Here is a 19719-nt window from a genome sequence, read left to right on the forward strand (position 1 = left end):
TTTTATAATTGTCCGGCTTCAACCATCAATACCACGCGTTCCGTGAGTCGGTCTACGCCGTTAGGGTCATATTTTTTGGTCAAAGAAGCCCCGAAAGTCCATGCAAAAGCCTGCCAAAAGCCCGCGCGGACGGGTCCCAAAACGGCCTGCAATGTGCCGTAAGCCGAGCTTCCACACTCGCGATAAACCAGTTTGATGAGTAGCTTTCCCTGCTGATAAGTGAGCTTTTTCATGCGGGGTGTGTACTCTTGTTTGATGCTTTGCTCGACATATTTCAGGTGTTTATCCTTGGCTTTCTTGTTGGGTAGCGTCTGAATATAGTCGTAGGTTTCGATGATAATGCGGTTCACTTCCTTGGCAATCGGCAGCACTTTCTTCACATTATACACCAAACGGTTGTAGGCCATGCGCTGTTCGGCGTTCTGAAATACAGGCTGTGGATAGACATAAACGTTGTTGAGCTCGACATATTGAATGGAATCGCGCCCCTGAAGCACCTTCCCGACCTTCACCATCGGCACGAACGTGGGGTCGTCCATGTCGATATTGCGGTCTTCGGGAGCCGTGTTTTCGGGTCGGTTCCGGCTGTTCTCGGTCTGTGCCTCCAGCGTTGTCGCCGCGAAAGCCATGAGCATGATGATGAAAAGCCTGCATGTCATATGCCGCAAAAGTACGTATATTTTCGCATATCAGGAAATAAAAGCAAGGAAATGTATGGAATATGTGCTATCGAAATAAAGGAAAAGTGGTAACATTCGTGGCCTTATTTCTTGTAATTAAGTTGATTTTACGTGCTGGCATACTTGTTGTTGTCCTATAAATAAAAGGAAGAAAAGATTTAAAAACCAATAAATAGGAATGATTATGAATAGAACGGAAGAAATAAAAAAGCTTGATAGTACGCTAAAATGGGACGTTGTAGTCGTCGGAGGTGGTGCTACGGGTCTCGGAGTGGCTGTAGATGCGGCGACAAGAGGCTTTCGTGTGCTGCTATTAGAACGTGACGACTTTGCTAAAGGCACTTCAAGTAGGAGCACAAAATTGGTACATGGCGGCGTGAGATACCTGCAACAAGGCGACGTAATGCTTGTTCTTGAGGCGCTACGTGAGCGTGGTCGCATGAAACGCAACGCTCCACACCTGGTCAAAGATCAGGCTTTTGTCATCTCAAACTATTCCTATTGGGAGAATATTCTTTATTTCTGTGGTCTCACACTCTATGATTTTCTATCGTTCGGCTTTGGATATGGGCGGTCAAGATTTATTGGAAAGAAAACCGTTGAGCACTATCTTCCAACCGTTTCTACCAAGGGATTGAAGGGTGGAATCGTCTATCATGACGGGCAATTTGACGATGCGCGCATGGCAATCAACCTTGCACAAACGGCCATAGAGAATGGTGCTACAGTGTTGAACTATGCAGAAGTGACGGCCATCACGCATGATTCAGACGGCAAAATCAACGGGGTTGACTTCGTAGATAAGGAGACAGGGCGCACTTATCATGCTGCTTCACGGGTTGTTATCAATGCTGCAGGCATCTTTGTCGATAGTATTTTCCGAATGGATGAGCCCGAAAAGCGAGACATGGTAAGGCCGAGTCAAGGCGTACATCTGGTACTTGACCGCCGTTTCTTGCAGAGTGACTATGCCATAATGGTACCGAAGACGAGCGATGGTCGCGTATTATTCGCCGTTCCATGGCATGAAAAGGTGGTCATTGGCACCACAGATACCCCTCGTGATAGGCCGGAAAGCGAGCCCAAATACCTTGAAAAAGAAGTCGATTTCATTCTCCAGACGGCATCACGCTATATGAATCCGGCGCCAACCCGCGCCGATGTGGAGGCTGTTTTCACCGGACAACGCCCCTTGGCAGCGCCACAAGGCGAAGGAAAAAGCACGAAAGAGCTGTCGAGAAGCCATAAAATCATCGTGTCAGACCATGGACTTCTAACCATTACGGGAGGCAAATGGACCAGTTATCGCAAGATGGCTGAGGATACAATCGACAAGGCTATCCATCTTGGAATGCTTGAATCGAGGAAGTGTGTGACGCGTTCTTTCCGCATACATGGCTGGCGGGAGCATCCCAATTTACATGATCATCGCTATGTATATGGCAGCGATGAGGAGGCAATCAAGCTATTGGAAGCCCAGAATCCCGACCTGCAAGCGCGCTTATCCGATAAATATGACTACCGAATCAGCGAAGTTGTGTGGGCTGTCCGGAATGAAATGGCGCGGACAGTTGAGGATGTTTTGGCCCGAAGAGTACGCTTGTTGTTCCTTGATGCCAAGGAGGCTATCGCCGTAGCACCTACAGTTGCCAGCATACTTGCACACGAATTGAATAAAGACGAGGCTTGGAAAGAGGAGCAAATCAAGGCGTTTAATCAGGTTGCCACAAAGTATGTAATTGACATACCGCGTGAGACAAAGCCTTAATCTCGCCTTCTATACGCCTCGGGACCTACCGATGCGCTGCTTGCATATCCCTTGTAATGCAGAAATCACGGCGTTCCGGGCATACTTCCACACGGTAAACGGCCCCCGGAAGCACCTCTATAGTGAGGTCTTTCGAGTAGACTGAGGTCATTGGGGCGTATCTACGGAACCTCTTATTGTTGTTTTTTGTCAATAATCCCCATGTCTATTGATTATTTAATGCTGCCGTTCATCATCAGATGAAGTTCCTTTCGACCTATATTCACCACCATAGAGGGGCTGAAGAAGAGGATTTGGCTGGTCATGGTACCTTTTATATGCCTTAGGTGACATGCCTGACCGTTGTTTAAAGAAGTTTGTGAAGGCCGATTGGTCGCTGAAATGAAGCTCAAAAGCTATTTCTCCGATGGTTTTATCAGTCATTTGGAGCAACTTACAGGCCTCTCCATAAAGGAAACTCTGCAAATATCCGTTGACAGTATTGCCCGAAACCTCTTTCACAATGCGTGAAAGATAGGTCGAAGTGATGTTCATTCGGTCAGCATAAAAGTTGATTTGGCGTTGCTGTTTGAAGTGATTTGATGCCAAATGGATAAAGATTTTGAAAATGTTTTCCTTGTGTTTCATGTCGTGAAGTCCGGCATTTTGATAGCCAATAAGCTCGCGAATGTGCATCTGCATCAAGTGAATCAGGAAACCAAGCATCTCTTTTTTGTAGGCATGGGGCTGGCCGATGGTACGCTCTATCTGCGTGATGATGCCCGCAAACTCAGAGGTTTGCGTTTCACTCAGTGTCTTATAAAAACAGGTATTGAGCAGGTTCAGGGCGAAAGCATCGCGCAGATTGTCGTCGTTTTCCACCATATCGTCATAAAATGTAGCCTCAACGAAAAGGAAACAGCCTTCGAACGCATTGCTGCAACTGATGAAATCGGTGTGCTGCATGGGCGAGGTGCGCAAAATACTATGCTGTTCCAAGCGCACGTTTTGGCCGTCGATGCACACTTCGGCCTCTCCATCAATGAGCAGAAACACGGCATAAAAGTGAACAACATGCAGCTGTTTCATCAGCAAGGCGAATGTAGTTTTGTTGACAACTGCCGTCGCCACGACCGAACCAAAGGCCGTTGTGATGCCATTATGCCTGACAAAGTCGGGCAGACTATGCTGTTTTTCGCTTTTCATCGCTTGAGAAAGAACCTTACAAGTAGGAAGTTGATTGGCACACAGACGCAGAACATGGGAACAGGTGCCAGCTTTTCGCTGAACCCCAAAGCCATAAAGAGATGCAACATGACGATTTGAAGCCCATAATTAATAAGGTGGCTCAAGGCAAAACCGGCCCCATGACGGGCATTGGTCTTTACTTTAAAGGTGTAACGTGTGCTGGCTACGAAGTTAAAAAGGAAGCTAACGGCATAGCCAATGGTGTTGGATAGCGTGGGAGAAACGGCATAAAGCATCAGTAGATAGACGCCATACTGTATCAAGGTGGCCACACCTCCGACAATACCAAAGCGCACTATCTCGCCAATCTGCTGTCTGCGCTTAGGTTCTAAAGGGTTTGTAATGAGCTTCATCGGCATATTTTAGCATTTCATAGTCGCCCCGGCTGTCGCCAAAGGCAATGATATTCAGTTCCGACCGGGGCGAGGTGAGCACGCGCTCTATGCGGTTCACCTTCTCTCGGCCATAGCAATTAGGGGTTATAAAACGTCCTGTCAAGAGACCATTCAGCACTTCTATCTGCGTTCCGACAACCTTTATGTCGGGCAAGAACGGCCTGACCCAATTGTCAATGCTGGCACTTACCACACAGACCTCGCCTTTCTTCCGGGCCTCGGCAATCATTTCCAAGGCCTTGGGACGCAGCAAATGGCGGTTAACGGCAGCGAAGTTGCGACACAATTCATCGAAAACTTCAATCGCCATTCCTTTGAAATAGTAAGCAAAAATACGCTGTTTAGCCTTCCAATTCGGGTAGAGATGCAACTTCATCAATACTAAAATCGGACTGAAAAGCAGGAAACCAAAGAGCCATTCCCATGTGCCCTTGGCATGGCGTATCACCTCAATAAACGTGTCTTTTGTGGTGATTGTGCCGTCAAAATCAAAGAGATAAACCGTCTTTTTCATCAGTTCAGCACATAGATAATCAACAAGAAAGCCAGCAACCATGCCGCAACAATGAGCTGTGTGAAGCGATCTTTGAGCAGCACCTTGGTGGGATCACCGCTCTTTTGGTCTACGACAGAGAGCTGAATGTAGCGCAATAAGCCCACAAGCACAAGGATACTCGTCAGGTAAAGATAGTCGTTGTGGAAGTTTTCTATGACTTCCGGGCTCACTGTATACATGATATAGCAGACCAAAGTGACCCCGGCTGTGATCGTAATGGCCTGATTCATGAATGTAAGGTTATAGCGAATGGTGTTCTTCCGCGGTGCTTCTCCGGTCCGTTCCATGCGAATAACGTCGTCGCGTCGCTTGGCAAAGCTCATAAAAAGTGTGATGAGGAAAGTCATAAGCACAATCCATTTGCTCAAAAGTACATGGGTTGCGAGGCCTCCGGCAAGCAAACGGAGCACGAAACCAAAGGCAACAATGCACACATCTATGATGGCATACTGCTTTAAACGGGCACAATAGGCAAGATTGAGTAGCCAGTAAAAGAGGATAACGCCGCCGGTTTCGAGCCTATGAGCAGGCAACAGGAATAGGCAAAGCATGGAAAGCACGATACAAAGCAGCATCAGTCCATAGGCCACGGCAACGGGAATGGCTCCCGAAGCCACAGGACGGTGACACTTCATTGGGTGACGTCGGTCATCTTCAACATCGTGAATATCGTTGAAACAATAGATGGACGACGCGGCAAAGCTATAAGAAAGGAACGTAATCAACCCTGCAATGAAGGCCTGTTCATCGAATAATCTGCCGCCAAAGAACAGCGGAAACATCACAAAGAAGTTCTTCGTCCACTGCTTCGGACGCAGAAGTCTGATGTAATCTTTAGTGTTCATAGTCTTTGTTCTATTTGTTTGGAAATGAATGTTGCGGTTTTATTGAGCGCAAATGCCAACGGAAGCGTGACAACAAGGCACACAATGAAAGTCAGCCAATAGTTCCAAGCGGTCGGAAGATAGGCAAGTACGAAGTGGATATGAATGAGATAGCACTCCAAACTCAAGGCCCCGACGAACTTAAACGTGCGGTTGAACCACTTTGGTGTGCGTCGGAAGACACGGTTCAAAAGCAAGATTGTGGTGATGGTCAGCGGGATATAGAGCATACGTTCCACGTAAAGAGGAAACCGACCGTGCCGGTTTTGCTCCAAAAAGATACAGGCAAGGAGCGTCATCACAAACATAATGACGACCATCCAGATGCCCGTTCCGTCAATACGTCGCTTACGTCGCACCATTTCTCCCATGTTGATGCCGATGAAAAAAATAGGAACACGACTCCAAAATATCTCGATATGCCCCACGGCTTGGTGAATTGGCGTGACATATTGCACCAAGATGCACCACAAAATCATCACAACCGGGAGCCAACGATACACAGGATGCCGGCGAATAAGCTCCATATAAGCCGGCGCAAAACAGTAAAGTAGCATCGTAGCCGGGATATACCAGAAGGTAAGTTCATCGTTTAACCAAAAGTCCCAATTGAGAATGATGTCGCCAAAAAGGTCAAGCCACGCCGCAAAATCGCCTCCGTAGAAGCGCGGGATGTAGTAAAGAGAGGCCGCAATAAGCCAAGCCGGATAGACACGAAGATAGCGTCTTGCGAAGAAATGCTTTACTTCGGGCCGCTTCAGCCAAGCAAACCAAAGCCCTATTCCACTGAGGAACAAGAACATATCCACCCCTATATTGCCCATACGACGCAGTCCGAAGAACGAATCGCCTTGAGGTAAACCGACATGAAAGAGCATAATGAACAGCATAGCGGCCCCCATCAGTTCGCCACGATAACGCGATATGTTCTCAAGTTCGATGTCCTTTATGGTCATAGTCGGTGCGTTTTTATTGGATAGGTATTCGTTTGATGATCTCACGGAAAGCCCATGCCAAGCAAATACTCGTCACGATGTAGAGCAAAAGACCTGCGTAGAGGTCGCTTCCACGGCTGATTGGAATGAATATCTTACGCGTAACGGGGTGGCAGACGAACAAGGCTGCACTGATGGTTCCTGTCCAAACGAGGGCGTTGTTCACGGGATTGGCACGGGCCGACAGCAGTTTCGCCATTGAAACGGCTGCCGTGCAGACGAAAACCGGCACGAATGTCCAGCCAATAAAGTTCATACTGAGGCCGAAAATCATGAAGAGTGAACCCACGAACAGGGCGACATACGCCTTGAAATCAAGCGGTCGGCCATAGCGGGCATAGAGAATACCGAGGCCGAAGGGCAGCATTCCGCCCATAAAATTATAGCGATAGCGGTTCAGTTCCTCGCTTTCTGGCCCGAAACAGCACTGCAATGCCACGCAAACTACCATCAAACCGACGGTCCACCCCCAATGTCTTCGGGCAATAAAAAGGCGGAAAATCAAATAAAGTTGCAGCATTAAACCGAAGAACCAATAGGGACCGGGCCATATAATATCATCGGGATTGGGCAGCAAGTTATTGAACATTCCAAGCATGGCCACAATGTCCAAGACCGCATAATGATGAGACTTGGGCGTCATTAGGTCTGTCATCGTGAAGGCAACGAAGCCAAGTATCATCATCTTGAACAGCTTTTTGTAATGGTGTTGCATGAATGAAGCAACGCTTCCGAGCCCGGTTTCCTTGGCATTCCCCGTTGAATTGTCCGCCAAGGTCTCGTATTTCATCACCAAACCATAGGCACTCAAGAACAGAAAGACAGGCACACCGTAGTGCCCAAAGAATGAAAACAGGTGCATCGGCAGCAGCAAATCGGGGGCCGAAAGCGCATGAACGAACCCGTAGGCATTGCTTTGAAAGAACTGATATTCGTTTTCTTTCACCACAGGCCCCAGCCAATGGCAGTAGTTATGCAGGAAGATTCCGATGATGGCCAGCCCACGTATGGCGTTGCACTCGGTGCGACTCAACAGTTGTTTCTTCATCTTTGCGTTCTTTTATCCTTGAAATGGGCCTCGCGCAACTTGTCATAATCCGCGTAACCTTTAAGGAGTCGCGGTCTCATTTCATCGTATTTGTCACTCAAAACATTGTATTCCGGGTGGTAGCCCTTGGTTATGCCCGCCAAATAAAGCAACATGTGAGGCAAGGCATCGGTCATCAAGCGACGATTTCGGGCCAAGACAATCTCTCGAAACAGCTCCGGTCGCCGGTGAACATAGCGGGGGGAACAGTAAATCCAAAATGGTATTTCGAACTCATAATGGGCCAATGGCCAGTCGATGACAGCCGAATGGTTGCGGCAGATGAAGCCCCTTGAGCCCTCATAGCACTCTTCTCCGTGGTCGGGCATATAGATAACGATGGCGTCTTTACGCTCAAACCGCTTGCAAATCCGGTCGACTATCGAGTCATTATAGCGCACGGCGTTGTCGTAATAGCTCAACACAGTGCGTTGTTTTTCGGAGAGTTCGGGCCGTTTTTCAATGTAATCGTCGGCAAAGAACTTGAATTGTCGCTTCGGACAACGCGTGCGATAGTTCACATGTTGGCCTATTAAGTGGAAGATAATGAGGTTCGGTCCCTTGCAATCTATCCTGCCTTGCTTCACAAAATCATCGTAATCGGCCAGCAAATCTTCATCGAATAAATGCAGTTTTTCATTGCGCAAGTCGAATTGTTCCTTGTTTAATGCGGGGTTATTCAGGAAGAACCCGCCGCTAAAGTCATATACGGCAGCGTTGGCTTCTGGCAGGAATTGATTCGTAAGAAAGGTGACTTTGTAACCCGCTTTTCGGAATATTTCGGGGAAAAGTGGGTAATCACACCATGCCCCCGGCAGCCCTTTTACGTACAAAGAGAACACATTTTTGAACACAAAACTCGTCAAATTCCATGGCGATACCACGTCGGTAAACGGTACAAGAAGGCCTTTTTTCGCACGCCATATCTGCCTTGGTGTGGTCGGCATGAAGTAACCATACTGTTGAGAATGATGCTTTCCGTAGCTCTCACCAATGATAAGTACGATGTTAGGTGACCGGAATGAGCAGCTATCCACCTGCACTTTGGCAGCCGCTTTCACGAGTTGTTCGATTTGTTTTGCGGCCAATTTGTTGGCATAGATGCTGAAGACAAGTCGGCTCATCGGCGTATAAAGCACGGCATGGTCTTTCTCCGTGAGCGTGTGTTCCACCTCTCCAATCGTCTTACCGCGCATCAGTTGCCATGTCTTTTCCTTGTTCTGGGCCGACGCTATGGCTCCCCAAACCACCATACATAGCGTGAGCAAGCCCCCCAAAGCATCATATTCGGGCTTCGTGTTCAGGCGCAACATCGGTTTGAAGCGGGGAATGAAGGCCAAAAGAACGTTGATGGCGACCAAAAGCAGTAGCCAGCCCACGTTGCTGAAGACAAAATCAGAAACGTCGAGCGCTGAAATGAAGTCCCAAGCCTCGCGCCCATTGGTCTCGCCCACCAGCATCAACATCGACGGATTGAGCGTCGAACCGAAGCTGACAAAGCAATACGCGTCGACAAGGGCCACGCTATATAATATAAGGTATAGGCACAATCGCACCCACTTGCGCCCTTTCGAGGGTACAAGCATCAGCAACAGGCACAAGAAATAAAGGTCGATGAACAGCTCCGTGTACAGATTTTGATACACTTCGGCCCCTTTGAAAGGAGGCAGCGTCACCCATGCACACACGCAACCCAGCACATACATCATCACAAAAAACAATGCATTGGCCTTAACGGGGCTGAATATCTTGGCGCATAGACGGCTCAACAGCTTCGCAATCTTCATCAAATCGTTATTTTCTGCAAAGGTAGTGCAAACGAAGCAAACATCAAAGTAAAAAGCAAAAGAAGTGCTTTTTACTTTGTATTTGTGAGTGCAGCCTAACTTATCTAAAGGTAGTGCAAACGAAGCAAACAGCAAAGTAAAAAGCGTTTTCTTTTACTTTGAAGACCGAAACCCATGCCATTCGCATGTAGGGACGCACGGCTCGTGCGTCCGTTCAGTGAGAATTGAAAGCAAATAGTATGGTTGATGGAGCGGACGCACGAGCCGTGCGTCCCTACATGCAATCAAGGTGCTTCGTTATATCATTCGTATTGACAATCAATTACTTATGCCTCACGTTTCAATCTCAGCCATATTGGCGCGCAATATGGCTCATTTTGCACGGTAATCTCACCCATATTACGCGCCAATAGGACTGAGATTGAAAAATAGGAATACGTAGTTCGTGCATCTATTTAATAGAGACTGGAGCGCATTCGTTCGTTCCTTTTAACGAATTTGGTTGCAGATGTATCGTTTTTTTTCTTAACTTTGCAACTGTTATGATGGAAAACCTGATAGGAGAAGCGCATCGTCCGGGCCGAATCGAGGTGGTTTGCGGTTCAATGTTCTCGGGAAAGACCGAAGAACTCATTCGAAGAATGAAGCGAGCTAAGTTTGCCAAGCAGCGTGTTGAAATCTTTAAGCCAACCGTTGACACCCGTTATTCGGACGAAGATGTGGTCAGTCACGACCAAAACGCTATTCATTCGACACCCATAGACGCCTCGGGAGCGATATTGTTGCTGGCCTCCGACATTGATGTCGTGGGCATTGACGAGGCCCAGTTCCTTGACGATGGCCTCGTAGACGTGTGCAATGAACTGGCAAACAGGGGCGTTCGGGTCATCATTGCAGGCTTGGACATGGACTATAAAGGCGTGCCTTTTGGCCCCATTCCGGCCCTTTGTGCCATCGCCGACGAGGTAACAAAGGTGCATGCCATCTGTGTCAGATGCGGAGCCTTGGCCTATGTGAGCCACCGTTTGGTCAACAATGACCATCGGGTGCTGCTGGGTGAAAAGGAAGAATACGAGCCGTTGTGCCGCGACTGCTATCAGAAAGCATTGAAAGAAGAAAGGAAATAAGAGTTATGAGAAAGGAAATCACTTTCGACCGCTTTATCCGTTGGGCGGGTATAGGGCTGTTAGTCATCGCCATACTGCTGCTGATGAATTACCTGAGTAGCGTGTTGTTGCCGTTCTTTGTTGCGTGGTTGCTGGCCTATCTGGTTTATCCTATCGTGCAATTCATCGAAAATCGGCTGCATATCCGCGTGCGGGCGCTCAGCATTCTGCTTACGATGCTGTTGCTGATTGTGGTCATCGGCGGTGTATTCTACCTCATTATACCACCCATGATCGGCCAGTTTGACAGGCTACAAACCGTACTTACGCGTTGGGTTCACCACACAACGCATACCAACGACATAACAAATTACATCTCACAATGGATACAACAACATCAGAATCAGATAGAACGTATCTTCAAAAGTAAGGACTTTGGCGATGCAATCAAGGCCGCAATGCCAAGGCTTTTCACGTTTGTCGGGCAGACAGCTACAGTCATTTTGAGCGTCATTGCCTCTATGATTACGTTGCTATATATGTTCTTTATCTTGATGGACTACGAGGTTTTGACGAACAATTGGATACGAATCTTCCCCGCAAAAAACCGTCCGTTCTGGCGCGAACTCATGCAAGATGCGGGACGAGAGCTTAATAATTACGTCCGAGGACAGGGACTTGTGGCCCTCTGTATGGGTATTATGTTCTGCATAGGTTTCACAATTATCGGCTTTCCGATGGCCATTGGGCTGGGCATTCTCATTGGAATTCTCGACTTAGTTCCCTATCTTCACACCTTTGCTCTCATTCCTACAGCCTTCCTTTCCATGTTGAAAGCCGCCGATACTGGGCAAGATTTCTGGGTTGTTTTTGGTATGGCTGTGCTCGTTTTTGCCGTAGTTCAGGTCATCACAGACCTCATTGTGACCCCCAAGATCATGGGAAAAGCCATGCGACTCAACCCGGCTATCCTGCTACTTTCACTCTCTGTGTGGGGTACTTTGCTGGGTTTTATCGGTCTGATTGTGGCACTTCCGCTGACAACATTGCTCATTGCTTATTGGCAACGCTATGTCACCAAGGAAGACACCAAGCATGTCAAACTGCAAACCGAGTCAGACGAAGGCGAATAACGGCCGCTTTCCCTTTTTAATTCGGCCGTACTCATGTCGCCACTGCCACGGGAGACAGGGCCATCTGTCCCCATTTCGTTTTGTTAAATATATTAAATTGCGGCGTATATTATATGCAAGTGCTTCCTCGTTCCAATTAAATTAAGTACCTTTGCACTCGCTTTCAAACAGAAAGTTGATTGACTCGCTAGCTCAGTTGGTAGAGCACAACACTTTTAATGTTGGGGTCATGGGTTCGAGCCCCATGCGAGTCACCGATAAAACGACCGACCATCAAGCGGAAAATGCTGAATGGTCGGTCGTTTTTCTTTTGAGATAGCGATTTGATTTTTAGGAGATCGCTATCTAATCTTAGCCACAATATATTCAGATTGCGTGCCGATGCGGAACTTCGCGCCCCATATACCGAGGCCAGAGCTGACATAATAGCGCGTGTTTCCTTTGGTCAGGGGGCCGAACGCGTCCTCATAAACAACTTTGGTAATCCAGTTTATCGGCCAAACCTGCCCATAATGCGTGTGTCCGGCAAGCTGAAAGTCAACGCCGTTCAGCGCTGCTTCTTCCAAATGATAAGGCTGATGGTCCAGTTCTACAATGTATTTGCGACGATCGATGCCCTCCATGAGCCGGCTAAGTGGCTTGCGACGTTTATTGGTGCGGTCATCACGCCCCACGATGGCAATGTCTTTGAAATAGGCAACACTGTCTTGAAGCAACTGAATGCCGGCTTGTTGGCAGAAAACCTTGTCGACATTGACGCCCGTATAATAGTCGTGGTTGCCCAAAACAGCGAAAATAGGAATACCCAAGCGGCGGAACTCCTCGGCAGAATGCTCTTCATTGACCGGTTTTATGGTCCTGTCAATGAGGTCACCGGCTATGAGTATGGCGTCAGGTCGCTCGTTTTTGATGCGTTCCAGCCAACGATGCAAGTCACTTCGGCGGTTGTGGTAGCCCAAATGAAGGTCGCTGACCATCACCAACGTCATGTTGCGACTCAATTTGCCTTTCGAAGCAAGCGTAAGCTCCACCCGTTGCTTGTTGTCGTAGTGAAAATAGGCATAAGTAAAAAGGACTGTGAGCAGCAAAGTGACCGAGATACTCCCCGTAACACTGGCCTTGAGGAACGAGCGCGGTATGATTTCGACGGCAGCACCAAGGTCGAGCACGGCAAAAAGCATCACCATGTAGAGCAGAATGACGAGCCATGAGGTGCCCACTTCGTAGATGAACGAGGCCAAACCCAGCGGAAGTTTGTCCAAAAGTCCGCTCATGGCGACGAAAAAGCCGATGAATGACAATGCCATCAAAACGACAACAGAAGTCCGAAGCAGCGGGATTGCCGGCAATAATTGCCAGACTCTGACGGAAACATAGTATTGTCCGGCCACCGGAAGCAGCAGGAACAGTGCAGCCCAAAATAAATTCATCATTCGATTTTTGTTGAATAGCCGTTTGTTTTGGCGTCGATAGACGCAAAAAATGAATGGATTTTAAAGAAAACCTTGTTGATGCAATGCCTCAAGCAGGCTCTTGCTCATGGCCTCATTGTCTTTTTTCGTGTATTTGATGTCGGTAAACACCTGCGCAAGTGTCTCCTTTCGGTTGATTTCCACAAAGTTTTTGTTTACCTCCAAGGCCTCTTTTGCGCGGTAAAAGTCGTCGATACGCTCCGCAGTATAGTCCTCGAACCTTTCCTGATGCACCATGGCACACAGCGGAAGACGGTCGGTCTGCATCGGATTTTCGGCCGGCCAGCCCATCGTTATCGTTGCAACGGGAAACACAAGTCGCGGCAATTGCAGGACATCAATAATGGTTTGGGGCATATAAAGCGTTGTTCCGAGGAAGCAAGTGCCCAATCCTTCGGCCTCGGCAAGGTTGCAAAGCGTCTGTGTATAGAGCAAACCGTCAGTCGCGGCATTCATAAACGAGAGGAAATTGGCGTAACCCGGCGTCGCATTTCGGTGCTCTGCCCACACGGTTGTACGTCGGTAGTCGGCACAAATGGTCAGAACAACGGGCGCATCCATCACCATTGGCTGGTTAAAATGAGCTGGAGCCAATTGCTCTTTCACCGCTTTGCTGCGTGTAATGACGACACTATAGAGTTGAAGATTGCCCATTGTGGGCGTCCGTTCCGCCGTTTCCAGCAGTCTGTTGAGCAGCGTTTCGTCCACGTCTTTGGCCGTATACTTCCTGATGGTGCGTCTTGTTTGCAATGTATTCATTCCACCTTATTATATAGTTTATGCTGGACAAAGTTACATAAAATATTCTTTTTCGCCAAAGAACGCGCCACATCGTCACGCAACGGACCGCATATCATGCGCCTACAGGCCGTATTCAGCCAAGCCGTCCGGCCCCTCACGGCGGCTTACTTTCGCTTCGCAACATCCCGATTTTGTAAATAAACTTAACCAAAAAACAGGGCTTCGGGAAGTCATCAAATAGAAATGAAAAGCCCGAATAGCAGTTCCTTTCTTGACGTTCCGCTGATTTTTGCACCCGTTTCCGGTTATTTGGCTTCGCAACCTCAGCCATTTCGCGCGGTAATATGGGCCATATTGCACGATGAAATGGCTGAGATTGCCGCACAATATAGCTGAGATAGCGAGCCGTTCGCCTTGAGTGGACGCACGAACCGTGCGTCCCTACATTTTTATCGCAGTTATATTATGCGGAAATATGCGCGAAACAAGACAATAAACTGATATATAACACGTTATAACCCCTGCTTAAAACGCGCGTATTTCGGCCCAAAAGAGGGCGTAATGAAAACCGAAGCAAACAGGAAAGCGGTTTTGTCAAGATAATTCATGCATCGAGATTGTGTTGCAATCATGTTTAAGGAAATCTAACATTTCATTTGTGTTGCATTTTGAAAAAGTTTTCCTACCTTTGTAACCATCGTGCGAAAATCGCCGAAAACATAAGAACAAATCTACAATTTCAATCGAATAATCTAAAAATGGAACAGTTTTTCAGCTACATCATCAGCTTCGGAGCTAGCGTGATGATGCCCATTCTCTTTACAATCATTGGTCTTTGCATCGGTATGCGCTTTGGAAAAGCCCTACGATCGGGCTTGTATGTGGGCGTGGGATTTGTGGGATTGGGTGTCGTCACAGCCCTGTTGACAACGAATTTCAACAGTCCTTTGAGTTCAATTTCCGATTTCTATCATCTTCAACTCAAGGTTTTCGACATGGGATGGCCTGCAGCTGCGGCCGTAGCCTACAACACTGCGGTAGGTGCTTTGATTATTCCTATCTGCTTAGGCATCAACTTTTTGATGCTCATAACAAAGACAACGCGCACCGTTAACATTGACCTTTGGAACTATTGGCACTATGCTTTCATTGGCGCAGTGGCCTATTTTGTGATGGGAGAGAGCCTACTTTGGGGCTATTTTGCAGCCATTGTGTGCTACATGATCACCCTTGTTTGCGCCGATTTGACGGCAGATCGCTTCCAGAAATACTATGATTTGGAAGGCATTTCCATTCCCCAACCGTTCTGTCAGAGCTTTATGCCGTTCGCAATACTCATCAATAAGGTATTGGAAAAGATACCCGGTTTCAACAAACTTGACGTAGATGCCGAGGGATTAAAGCGAAAGTTCGGTGAGTTAGGCGACCCTCTTGTGCTCGGAGTCATTGTAGGTGGACTGATAGCTTTGTTTGGTGAGGCCGGCCATATCACCGATTTCGGCGGCTATTTGAAGGAACTTCAGCAGGCAGACCCCACTGTAACGGCCACCGATGCCACGATGGGTATCGTGAAGAATGTGCTTGCTTTGGGAGTCATTATGGGTGCCGTTATGGAGTTGATACCACGTATTACGAAGCTGTTTATCGACGGATTGATGCCTATTTCGGAGAAAACAAAGGAGCTGGTCAGCCGTAAGTTCGACGGTAAAAAGGTCTTCATCGGCATGAGTCCCGCCTTGGTTATCGGCCATCCTACGACACTTGTCGTCTCACTTTTCCTCATTCCGACCATCTTGGCACTGGCCGTTTTCCTGCCGGGCAACCAATTTCTGCCCTTAGCTTCATTGGCCGGAATGTTCTATCTCTTCCCGATTGTGTTGCCATATACGAAAGGTAACGTCGTAAGAACATTCGTTATCGGACTCGTTACCCTTGTTTTCGGCCTCTATTTTGTCACTGATATGGCTCCCGCTTTCACCAAAGCTGCGGCCTCGGTTTATGCAGCTACGGGCGATAAAGCAGCCCATATACCTGACGGTTTCTCTGGAGGTGCGCTCGATTTTGCGTCAAGTCTCTTCGGATGGGTCATCTATAAGTGCACGGAATCACTGGAGTATGTGGGCATGGCCCTGCTGAGTTTGGTGACGATAGTCCTGCTATTGTTCAACCGCCGACAGATTATTGCAAGCGAAAAAAACAACAAATAGACATGAAGAAAACATTATTAACCTTGGCCTTCGGGCTTACTGCAACCATCAGTATGGCACAAACGAATTATGAAGTGAGGTGGGCAAACCACCCGGAAGATGCAAAACACTACGACACGGAGCGGCTTCGGAAGGAGTTTGCCATAGAGAAAGTCTTCTCACCCGGCGAAGTAAACTGGGTCTACAGCATGTATGACCGGTTCTTAATCGGTGGGGCAGAGCCCGTGAACAGCCCCATTCGCCTGACAAGCATCGCTCCTTTGCACACCGATAAGCCGCAGGATAAACAGCGATTACTCGACAATCGCGAGCTCGGCATCATCAATATCGGCGGTAAAGGTACGGTGACCATCGACGGAAAAGCCTATGAATTGGGGTTCCAAGAGGCACTCTATGTGGGCAGGGCCGACGATAAGAACAACAAAGACATCGTGCTTTCGAGCACAGACGCGGCGCATCCGGCCAAGTTCTACATGAACAGTGCCTGCGCACATCAGTCATATCCAACGAAGAAAGTAACCTTGAAAGAAGCCAACAACATCAAGGCCGGCTCGCTGAAAGAGAGCAACGACCGCGTGATTCATCAGATGATCATCGACGGAGTGGCCGGTGTTCGCACCTGTCAGTTGCAGATGGGCATCACAGAACTCAAGGAAGGGTCGGTTTGGAACACCATGCCTGCCCACACACATCTGCGCAGAATGGAGACATACCTATATTATAATGTACCCGAGGGTCAGAAGATTCTCCACGTGATGGGCGAACCTCAGGAGACAAGACCCATTTGGTTGAACAACGAACAGGCTGTGATTTCGCCGCAATGGAGCATTCATTGCGCCGCAGGAACCAGTAACTACACTTTTATCTGGGGCATGGCAGGCGAAAACCTCATTTATACGGACATGCAGGTCGTGAAGATTCCGACTTTGAAATAACCCATAAAAGGAAAAAAAGTGGCAAGCATACAGACTTCAAAGATGTCGAACTTTCGTTGGGTTATCTGTGCATTGCTCTTCGTGGCTACGACAATCAACTACATGGACCGTCAGGTTCTGTCGTTGACATGGAAAGATTTCATCGCTCCGGAGTTTCATTGGACCGATGATGACTATGGAACCATCACGGGACTCTTCTCGATTTTCTATGCCATAGCCAATCTCTTCGCTGGTAAATTCATTGACTGGATGGGCACGAAGAAGGGCTATCTCATTGCTATCTTCGTGTGGTCGACGGGCGCAGTGATGCATGCCGGCTGCGGTTGGGTAGCCATGCAGCTGGAAGGTTACGGAAGTATCGAGGCATTACGGCTGGTTCAGGCTGGCAGCGACGCCGCCGTTGCCATTGCAACCGTTAGTGTTTGGTTGTTCCTTTCGTGCAGATTGATTCTTGCGGTGGGCGAAGCGGGAAACTTCCCTGCAGCCATCAAGGTGACAGCCGAGTACTTTCCGAAGAAAGACCGCGCTTTTTCGACTTCCATTTTCAACAGTGGAGCGTCGGTAGGTGCCTTGGCTGCGCCGGCAACCATCCCTTTAATGGCCCGTGCATGGGGCTGGGAGATGGCCTTTATCATTATCGGTGTGCTGGGATATGTGTGGATGGGGCTTTGGATATGGCTCTATGACAGGCCCGAACGCAACAAAAGAGTGAATAAGTCTGAGCTGTGTTACATCGAACAAGACCGTGACCTCGCGACCATTGAGACTGCCGTGGAAGAAGAAAAAGAGAAGACCATCGGCTTTATGAAGTGTTTTTCATATCGTCAAACGTGGTCTTTCATTGTCGGAAAGTTTATGACCGACGGCGTATGGTGGTTCTTCTTGTTCTGGGCTCCGGCCTATTTCTCCGATCAATATGGCTACAAGAGCGACTCCGAGATGGCCATCATGCTGGTCTTTACGCTCTATGCTATCTGTACGGTGCTAAGCATTTGCGGCGGATACCTGCCCACTTATTTCGTTGATAAGAAAAGAATGAACCCCTATATCGGCCGTATGCGCGCCATGCTTATATTTGCTTGCTTTCCCGTTTTGGGCCTTTTTGCACAGCCAATGGGCGCATTCAGCCCTTGGTGGCCAGCCATAATCATCGGTCTTTTGGGTGCAGGTCATCAGGCATGGTCAGCAAATCTCTATTCAACAATAGGCGATATGTTCCCCAAATCAACGATAGCTACGATTACAGGTATCGGTGCAATGGCAGGTGGAATCAGCTCGTTTATGATTAATAAAGGCTCGGGTATGCTCTTTACTTACGCTGAAGCGCAGGGCAAAGCCTTCTCTTTCATGGGCTTCGATGGCAAACCTGCGGGCTATATGATCGTCTTTTGCATCTGTGCCGTGGCCTATCTTGCGGGCTGGTGTATGATGAAAATGCTCGTTCCGAAGTACAAACCAATCATTGTTGAGGGCTAATGGAAGCGGAAAAAGGCTTGTCTTGGCCTGCGAGTGCCCGTTAAAATAAACTAATTATTGGCGGGCATGCGCTGCAGCTTCCATTAAATTTGCGTACCTTTGAACCCGTTTTAAAACCTTCTATAAGATTGAATATGAGTAAAAAAGTCAATGGAATACTTACAGCCTTCACGGTTTGTGCCATGGTAACGGCCATGATGAGTGCGATGCCTGCCGACAATATCATGACAAAAGAGAAAGATACGACTATCATCAACACCAATTTGTTGGGCAAGAACGTGAAAGGCTTCAAGGGAAGCACGCCGGTAAAGATTTATATTGAGAAGAACAAGATCGTCAAGATTGAGGCGCTTCCCAATCGGGAGACCCCAAAATTCTTCGATAAGGCAAAGACTTTGCTGACGCAATTCAATGGCATCAGCGTTTCAAAGGCCGAAAAAATGGACGTTGACGGTGTCACCGGGGCCACGTATTCATCGAATGCACTGAAGAAAAACGTGCAGTTGGGCCTGGAATATTACAAGCACAACAAGTGACGACCATTGTTCCGAGGGGAAAATAGAAAGAGAAGCGCGGTGTGCTTCTCTTTTTTTGTGGCCTAAAGACAGCTATGTCAGAAAGAACTTTCGTGATAAAACGTAACAAAAAACGTGCATCCACATGGGATGCACGCTATCGAATTGGAGTCTAAGATGTCTTTTAGAAGTTGTAATAAAGGCTGAAAGCAATGTTGTTTCCATCAAGATCCAAACCATACTTGCTGATCTTGCCGCTCGTATTGTTGTTCTTGCGCTGCTGCCAGCCAAGGAAACCGACGTGAGAAACAAAAGACAAGTGCTCATTCAAGTTAACAGCGATGCCGGGACGTGCACCTACCGACCAAGTGTCGATGTCGTTACCAGCATTATAGACATGACCGTAACCCAAACTGCCGTCCACAAACACGTTAATGTACTTCGTATGTACGAAAGTATAGCGTGCGTATGGGTTTATTTCGATGGATTTTGCATGGCCTTTTGTCTGACCTTCCCAACCAAACATAACACCGGCAGCCCAGTCAGAGTTGAAGTTGTAACCGATTTCCGGCAGGAATTTGTAGGTTGTTGTGGTCGTATTGCCGTCGTCATTGCCTTGAACACTGAAGCCACCACCTACATAAACTTGTGCGTTTGCGCTGATTGCAACTGCGAAAGCCGCAACCAAAGTCATCAATAATTTTTTCATAATCTTTTTACTTAATTAATTTATAACTCTAATTCAAGTGCAAAGG

General features: G+C 47.9%; 18 protein-coding genes and 1 tRNA gene. 8 read left to right on the forward strand and 11 right to left on the reverse strand.

What is annotated here, in order from left to right:
- Positions 1–2 precede the first annotated feature (2 nt).
- A complete protein-coding gene (locus H164_RS0101515) occupies positions 3–659 on the reverse strand; it encodes a DUF4294 domain-containing protein (RefSeq protein ID WP_019966995.1) in 657 nt (218 codons plus the stop codon).
- Between the two features lie 205 nt (positions 660–864).
- Between H164_RS0101515 and H164_RS0101520 the strand changes: the two genes are divergently transcribed.
- Positions 865–2448 carry a glycerol-3-phosphate dehydrogenase/oxidase gene (locus H164_RS0101520; protein WP_026356196.1) on the forward strand — a complete coding sequence of 528 codons (1584 nt, stop codon included), beginning with the start codon at positions 865–867 and terminating at the stop codon, positions 2446–2448.
- A gap of 216 nt (positions 2449–2664) precedes the next feature.
- Here the strand turns inward: H164_RS0101520 and H164_RS0101525 are convergent, their stop codons facing one another.
- From H164_RS0101525 to H164_RS0101555, 7 genes are read right to left on the reverse strand one after another with little or no spacing between them, the layout of a single operon-like run.
- Entirely contained in the window at positions 2665–3633 is a 969-nt protein-coding gene (locus tag H164_RS0101525; RefSeq protein ID WP_019966997.1) for a helix-turn-helix domain-containing protein, read from the reverse strand.
- A complete protein-coding gene (locus H164_RS0101530) occupies positions 3630–4028 on the reverse strand; it encodes a GtrA family protein (protein WP_019966998.1) in 399 nt (132 codons plus the stop codon). The genes H164_RS0101525 and H164_RS0101530 overlap by 4 nt, the downstream gene beginning before the upstream one ends.
- Positions 3997–4584, reverse strand: coding sequence for an HAD family hydrolase (locus H164_RS0101535; RefSeq protein ID WP_019966999.1), 588 nt, complete (start codon positions 4582–4584; stop codon positions 3997–3999). The genes H164_RS0101530 and H164_RS0101535 overlap by 32 nt, the downstream gene beginning before the upstream one ends.
- Entirely contained in the window at positions 4584–5471 is an 888-nt protein-coding gene (locus H164_RS0101540; RefSeq protein WP_019967000.1) for a decaprenyl-phosphate phosphoribosyltransferase, read from the reverse strand. Before H164_RS0101540 ends, H164_RS0101535 begins: the two co-directional genes overlap by 1 nt.
- Positions 5468–6466, reverse strand: a complete 999-nt coding sequence (locus H164_RS0101545) for an acyltransferase family protein (protein WP_019967001.1) — start codon at positions 6464–6466, stop codon at positions 5468–5470. Before H164_RS0101545 ends, H164_RS0101540 begins: the two co-directional genes overlap by 4 nt.
- 13 nt (positions 6467–6479) lie before the next feature.
- A complete protein-coding gene (locus H164_RS0101550) occupies positions 6480–7553 on the reverse strand; it encodes an acyltransferase family protein (protein ID WP_019967002.1) in 1074 nt (357 codons plus the stop codon).
- Positions 7550–9379 carry a phosphoethanolamine transferase gene (locus H164_RS0101555; protein ID WP_019967003.1) on the reverse strand — a complete coding sequence of 610 codons (1830 nt, stop codon included), beginning with the start codon at positions 9377–9379 and terminating at the stop codon, positions 7550–7552. Before H164_RS0101555 ends, H164_RS0101550 begins: the two co-directional genes overlap by 4 nt.
- 542 nt (positions 9380–9921) lie before the next feature.
- On the opposite strand from H164_RS0101555, the gene H164_RS0101560 reads away from it, so the two are divergent.
- The 3 genes from H164_RS0101560 (at position 9922) to H164_RS0101570 (ending at position 11872) form a co-directional block, all read left to right on the forward strand.
- Positions 9922–10506, forward strand: a complete 585-nt coding sequence (locus tag H164_RS0101560; protein ID WP_019967004.1) for a thymidine kinase — start codon at positions 9922–9924, stop codon at positions 10504–10506.
- A gap of 5 nt (positions 10507–10511) precedes the next feature.
- Positions 10512–11618 (forward strand): AI-2E family transporter, encoded by a 1107-nt coding sequence (locus H164_RS0101565; protein WP_019967005.1) that lies wholly within the window; start codon positions 10512–10514, stop codon positions 11616–11618.
- Between the two features lie 181 nt (positions 11619–11799).
- Positions 11800–11872 (forward strand) — tRNA-Lys (locus H164_RS0101570).
- Between the two features lie 87 nt (positions 11873–11959).
- Here the strand turns inward: H164_RS0101570 and H164_RS0101575 are convergent.
- A complete protein-coding gene (locus H164_RS0101575; protein WP_025829750.1) occupies positions 11960–13048 on the reverse strand; it encodes a metallophosphoesterase in 1089 nt (362 codons plus the stop codon).
- 63 nt (positions 13049–13111) lie between these two features.
- Positions 13112–13849: a nitroreductase family protein gene (locus H164_RS0101580; RefSeq protein ID WP_019967007.1), complete on the reverse strand. Its 738-nt coding sequence runs from the start codon at positions 13847–13849 to the stop codon at positions 13112–13114.
- A 740-nt stretch (positions 13850–14589) separates the two neighbouring features.
- Here H164_RS0101580 and H164_RS0101590 point away from each other — a divergent pair.
- The 4 genes from H164_RS0101590 to H164_RS0101605 all read left to right on the forward strand — a co-directional run bounded on the left by H164_RS0101590 (position 14590) and on the right by H164_RS0101605 (position 18985).
- Positions 14590–16038, forward strand: a complete 1449-nt coding sequence (locus H164_RS0101590; protein ID WP_019967008.1) for a PTS galactitol transporter subunit IIC — start codon at positions 14590–14592, stop codon at positions 16036–16038.
- 2 nt (positions 16039–16040) lie between these two features.
- Complete coding sequence (gene kduI, locus H164_RS0101595; protein ID WP_019967009.1) at positions 16041–16973, forward strand: 5-dehydro-4-deoxy-D-glucuronate isomerase; 933 nt, start codon at positions 16041–16043, stop codon at positions 16971–16973.
- 18 nt (positions 16974–16991) lie between these two features.
- The gene (locus H164_RS0101600; protein ID WP_019967010.1) at positions 16992–18449 is read left to right on the forward strand and encodes an MFS transporter; all 1458 of its coding nucleotides are present in this window, start codon (positions 16992–16994) and stop codon (positions 18447–18449) included.
- A 134-nt stretch (positions 18450–18583) separates the two neighbouring features.
- Positions 18584–18985 (forward strand): FMN-binding protein, encoded by a 402-nt coding sequence (locus H164_RS0101605; protein WP_019967011.1) that lies wholly within the window; start codon positions 18584–18586, stop codon positions 18983–18985.
- 163 nt (positions 18986–19148) lie between these two features.
- Here H164_RS0101605 and H164_RS0101610 read toward each other — a convergent pair whose 3' ends face one another.
- Positions 19149–19673 carry an outer membrane beta-barrel protein gene (locus H164_RS0101610; protein WP_019967012.1) on the reverse strand — a complete coding sequence of 175 codons (525 nt, stop codon included), beginning with the start codon at positions 19671–19673 and terminating at the stop codon, positions 19149–19151.
- Between the last annotated feature and the right edge of the window lie 46 nt (positions 19674–19719).

Source organism: Segatella maculosa DSM 19339 = JCM 15638, from assembly GCF_000382385.1.
Lineage (GTDB): Bacteria > Bacteroidota > Bacteroidia > Bacteroidales > Bacteroidaceae > Prevotella > Prevotella maculosa.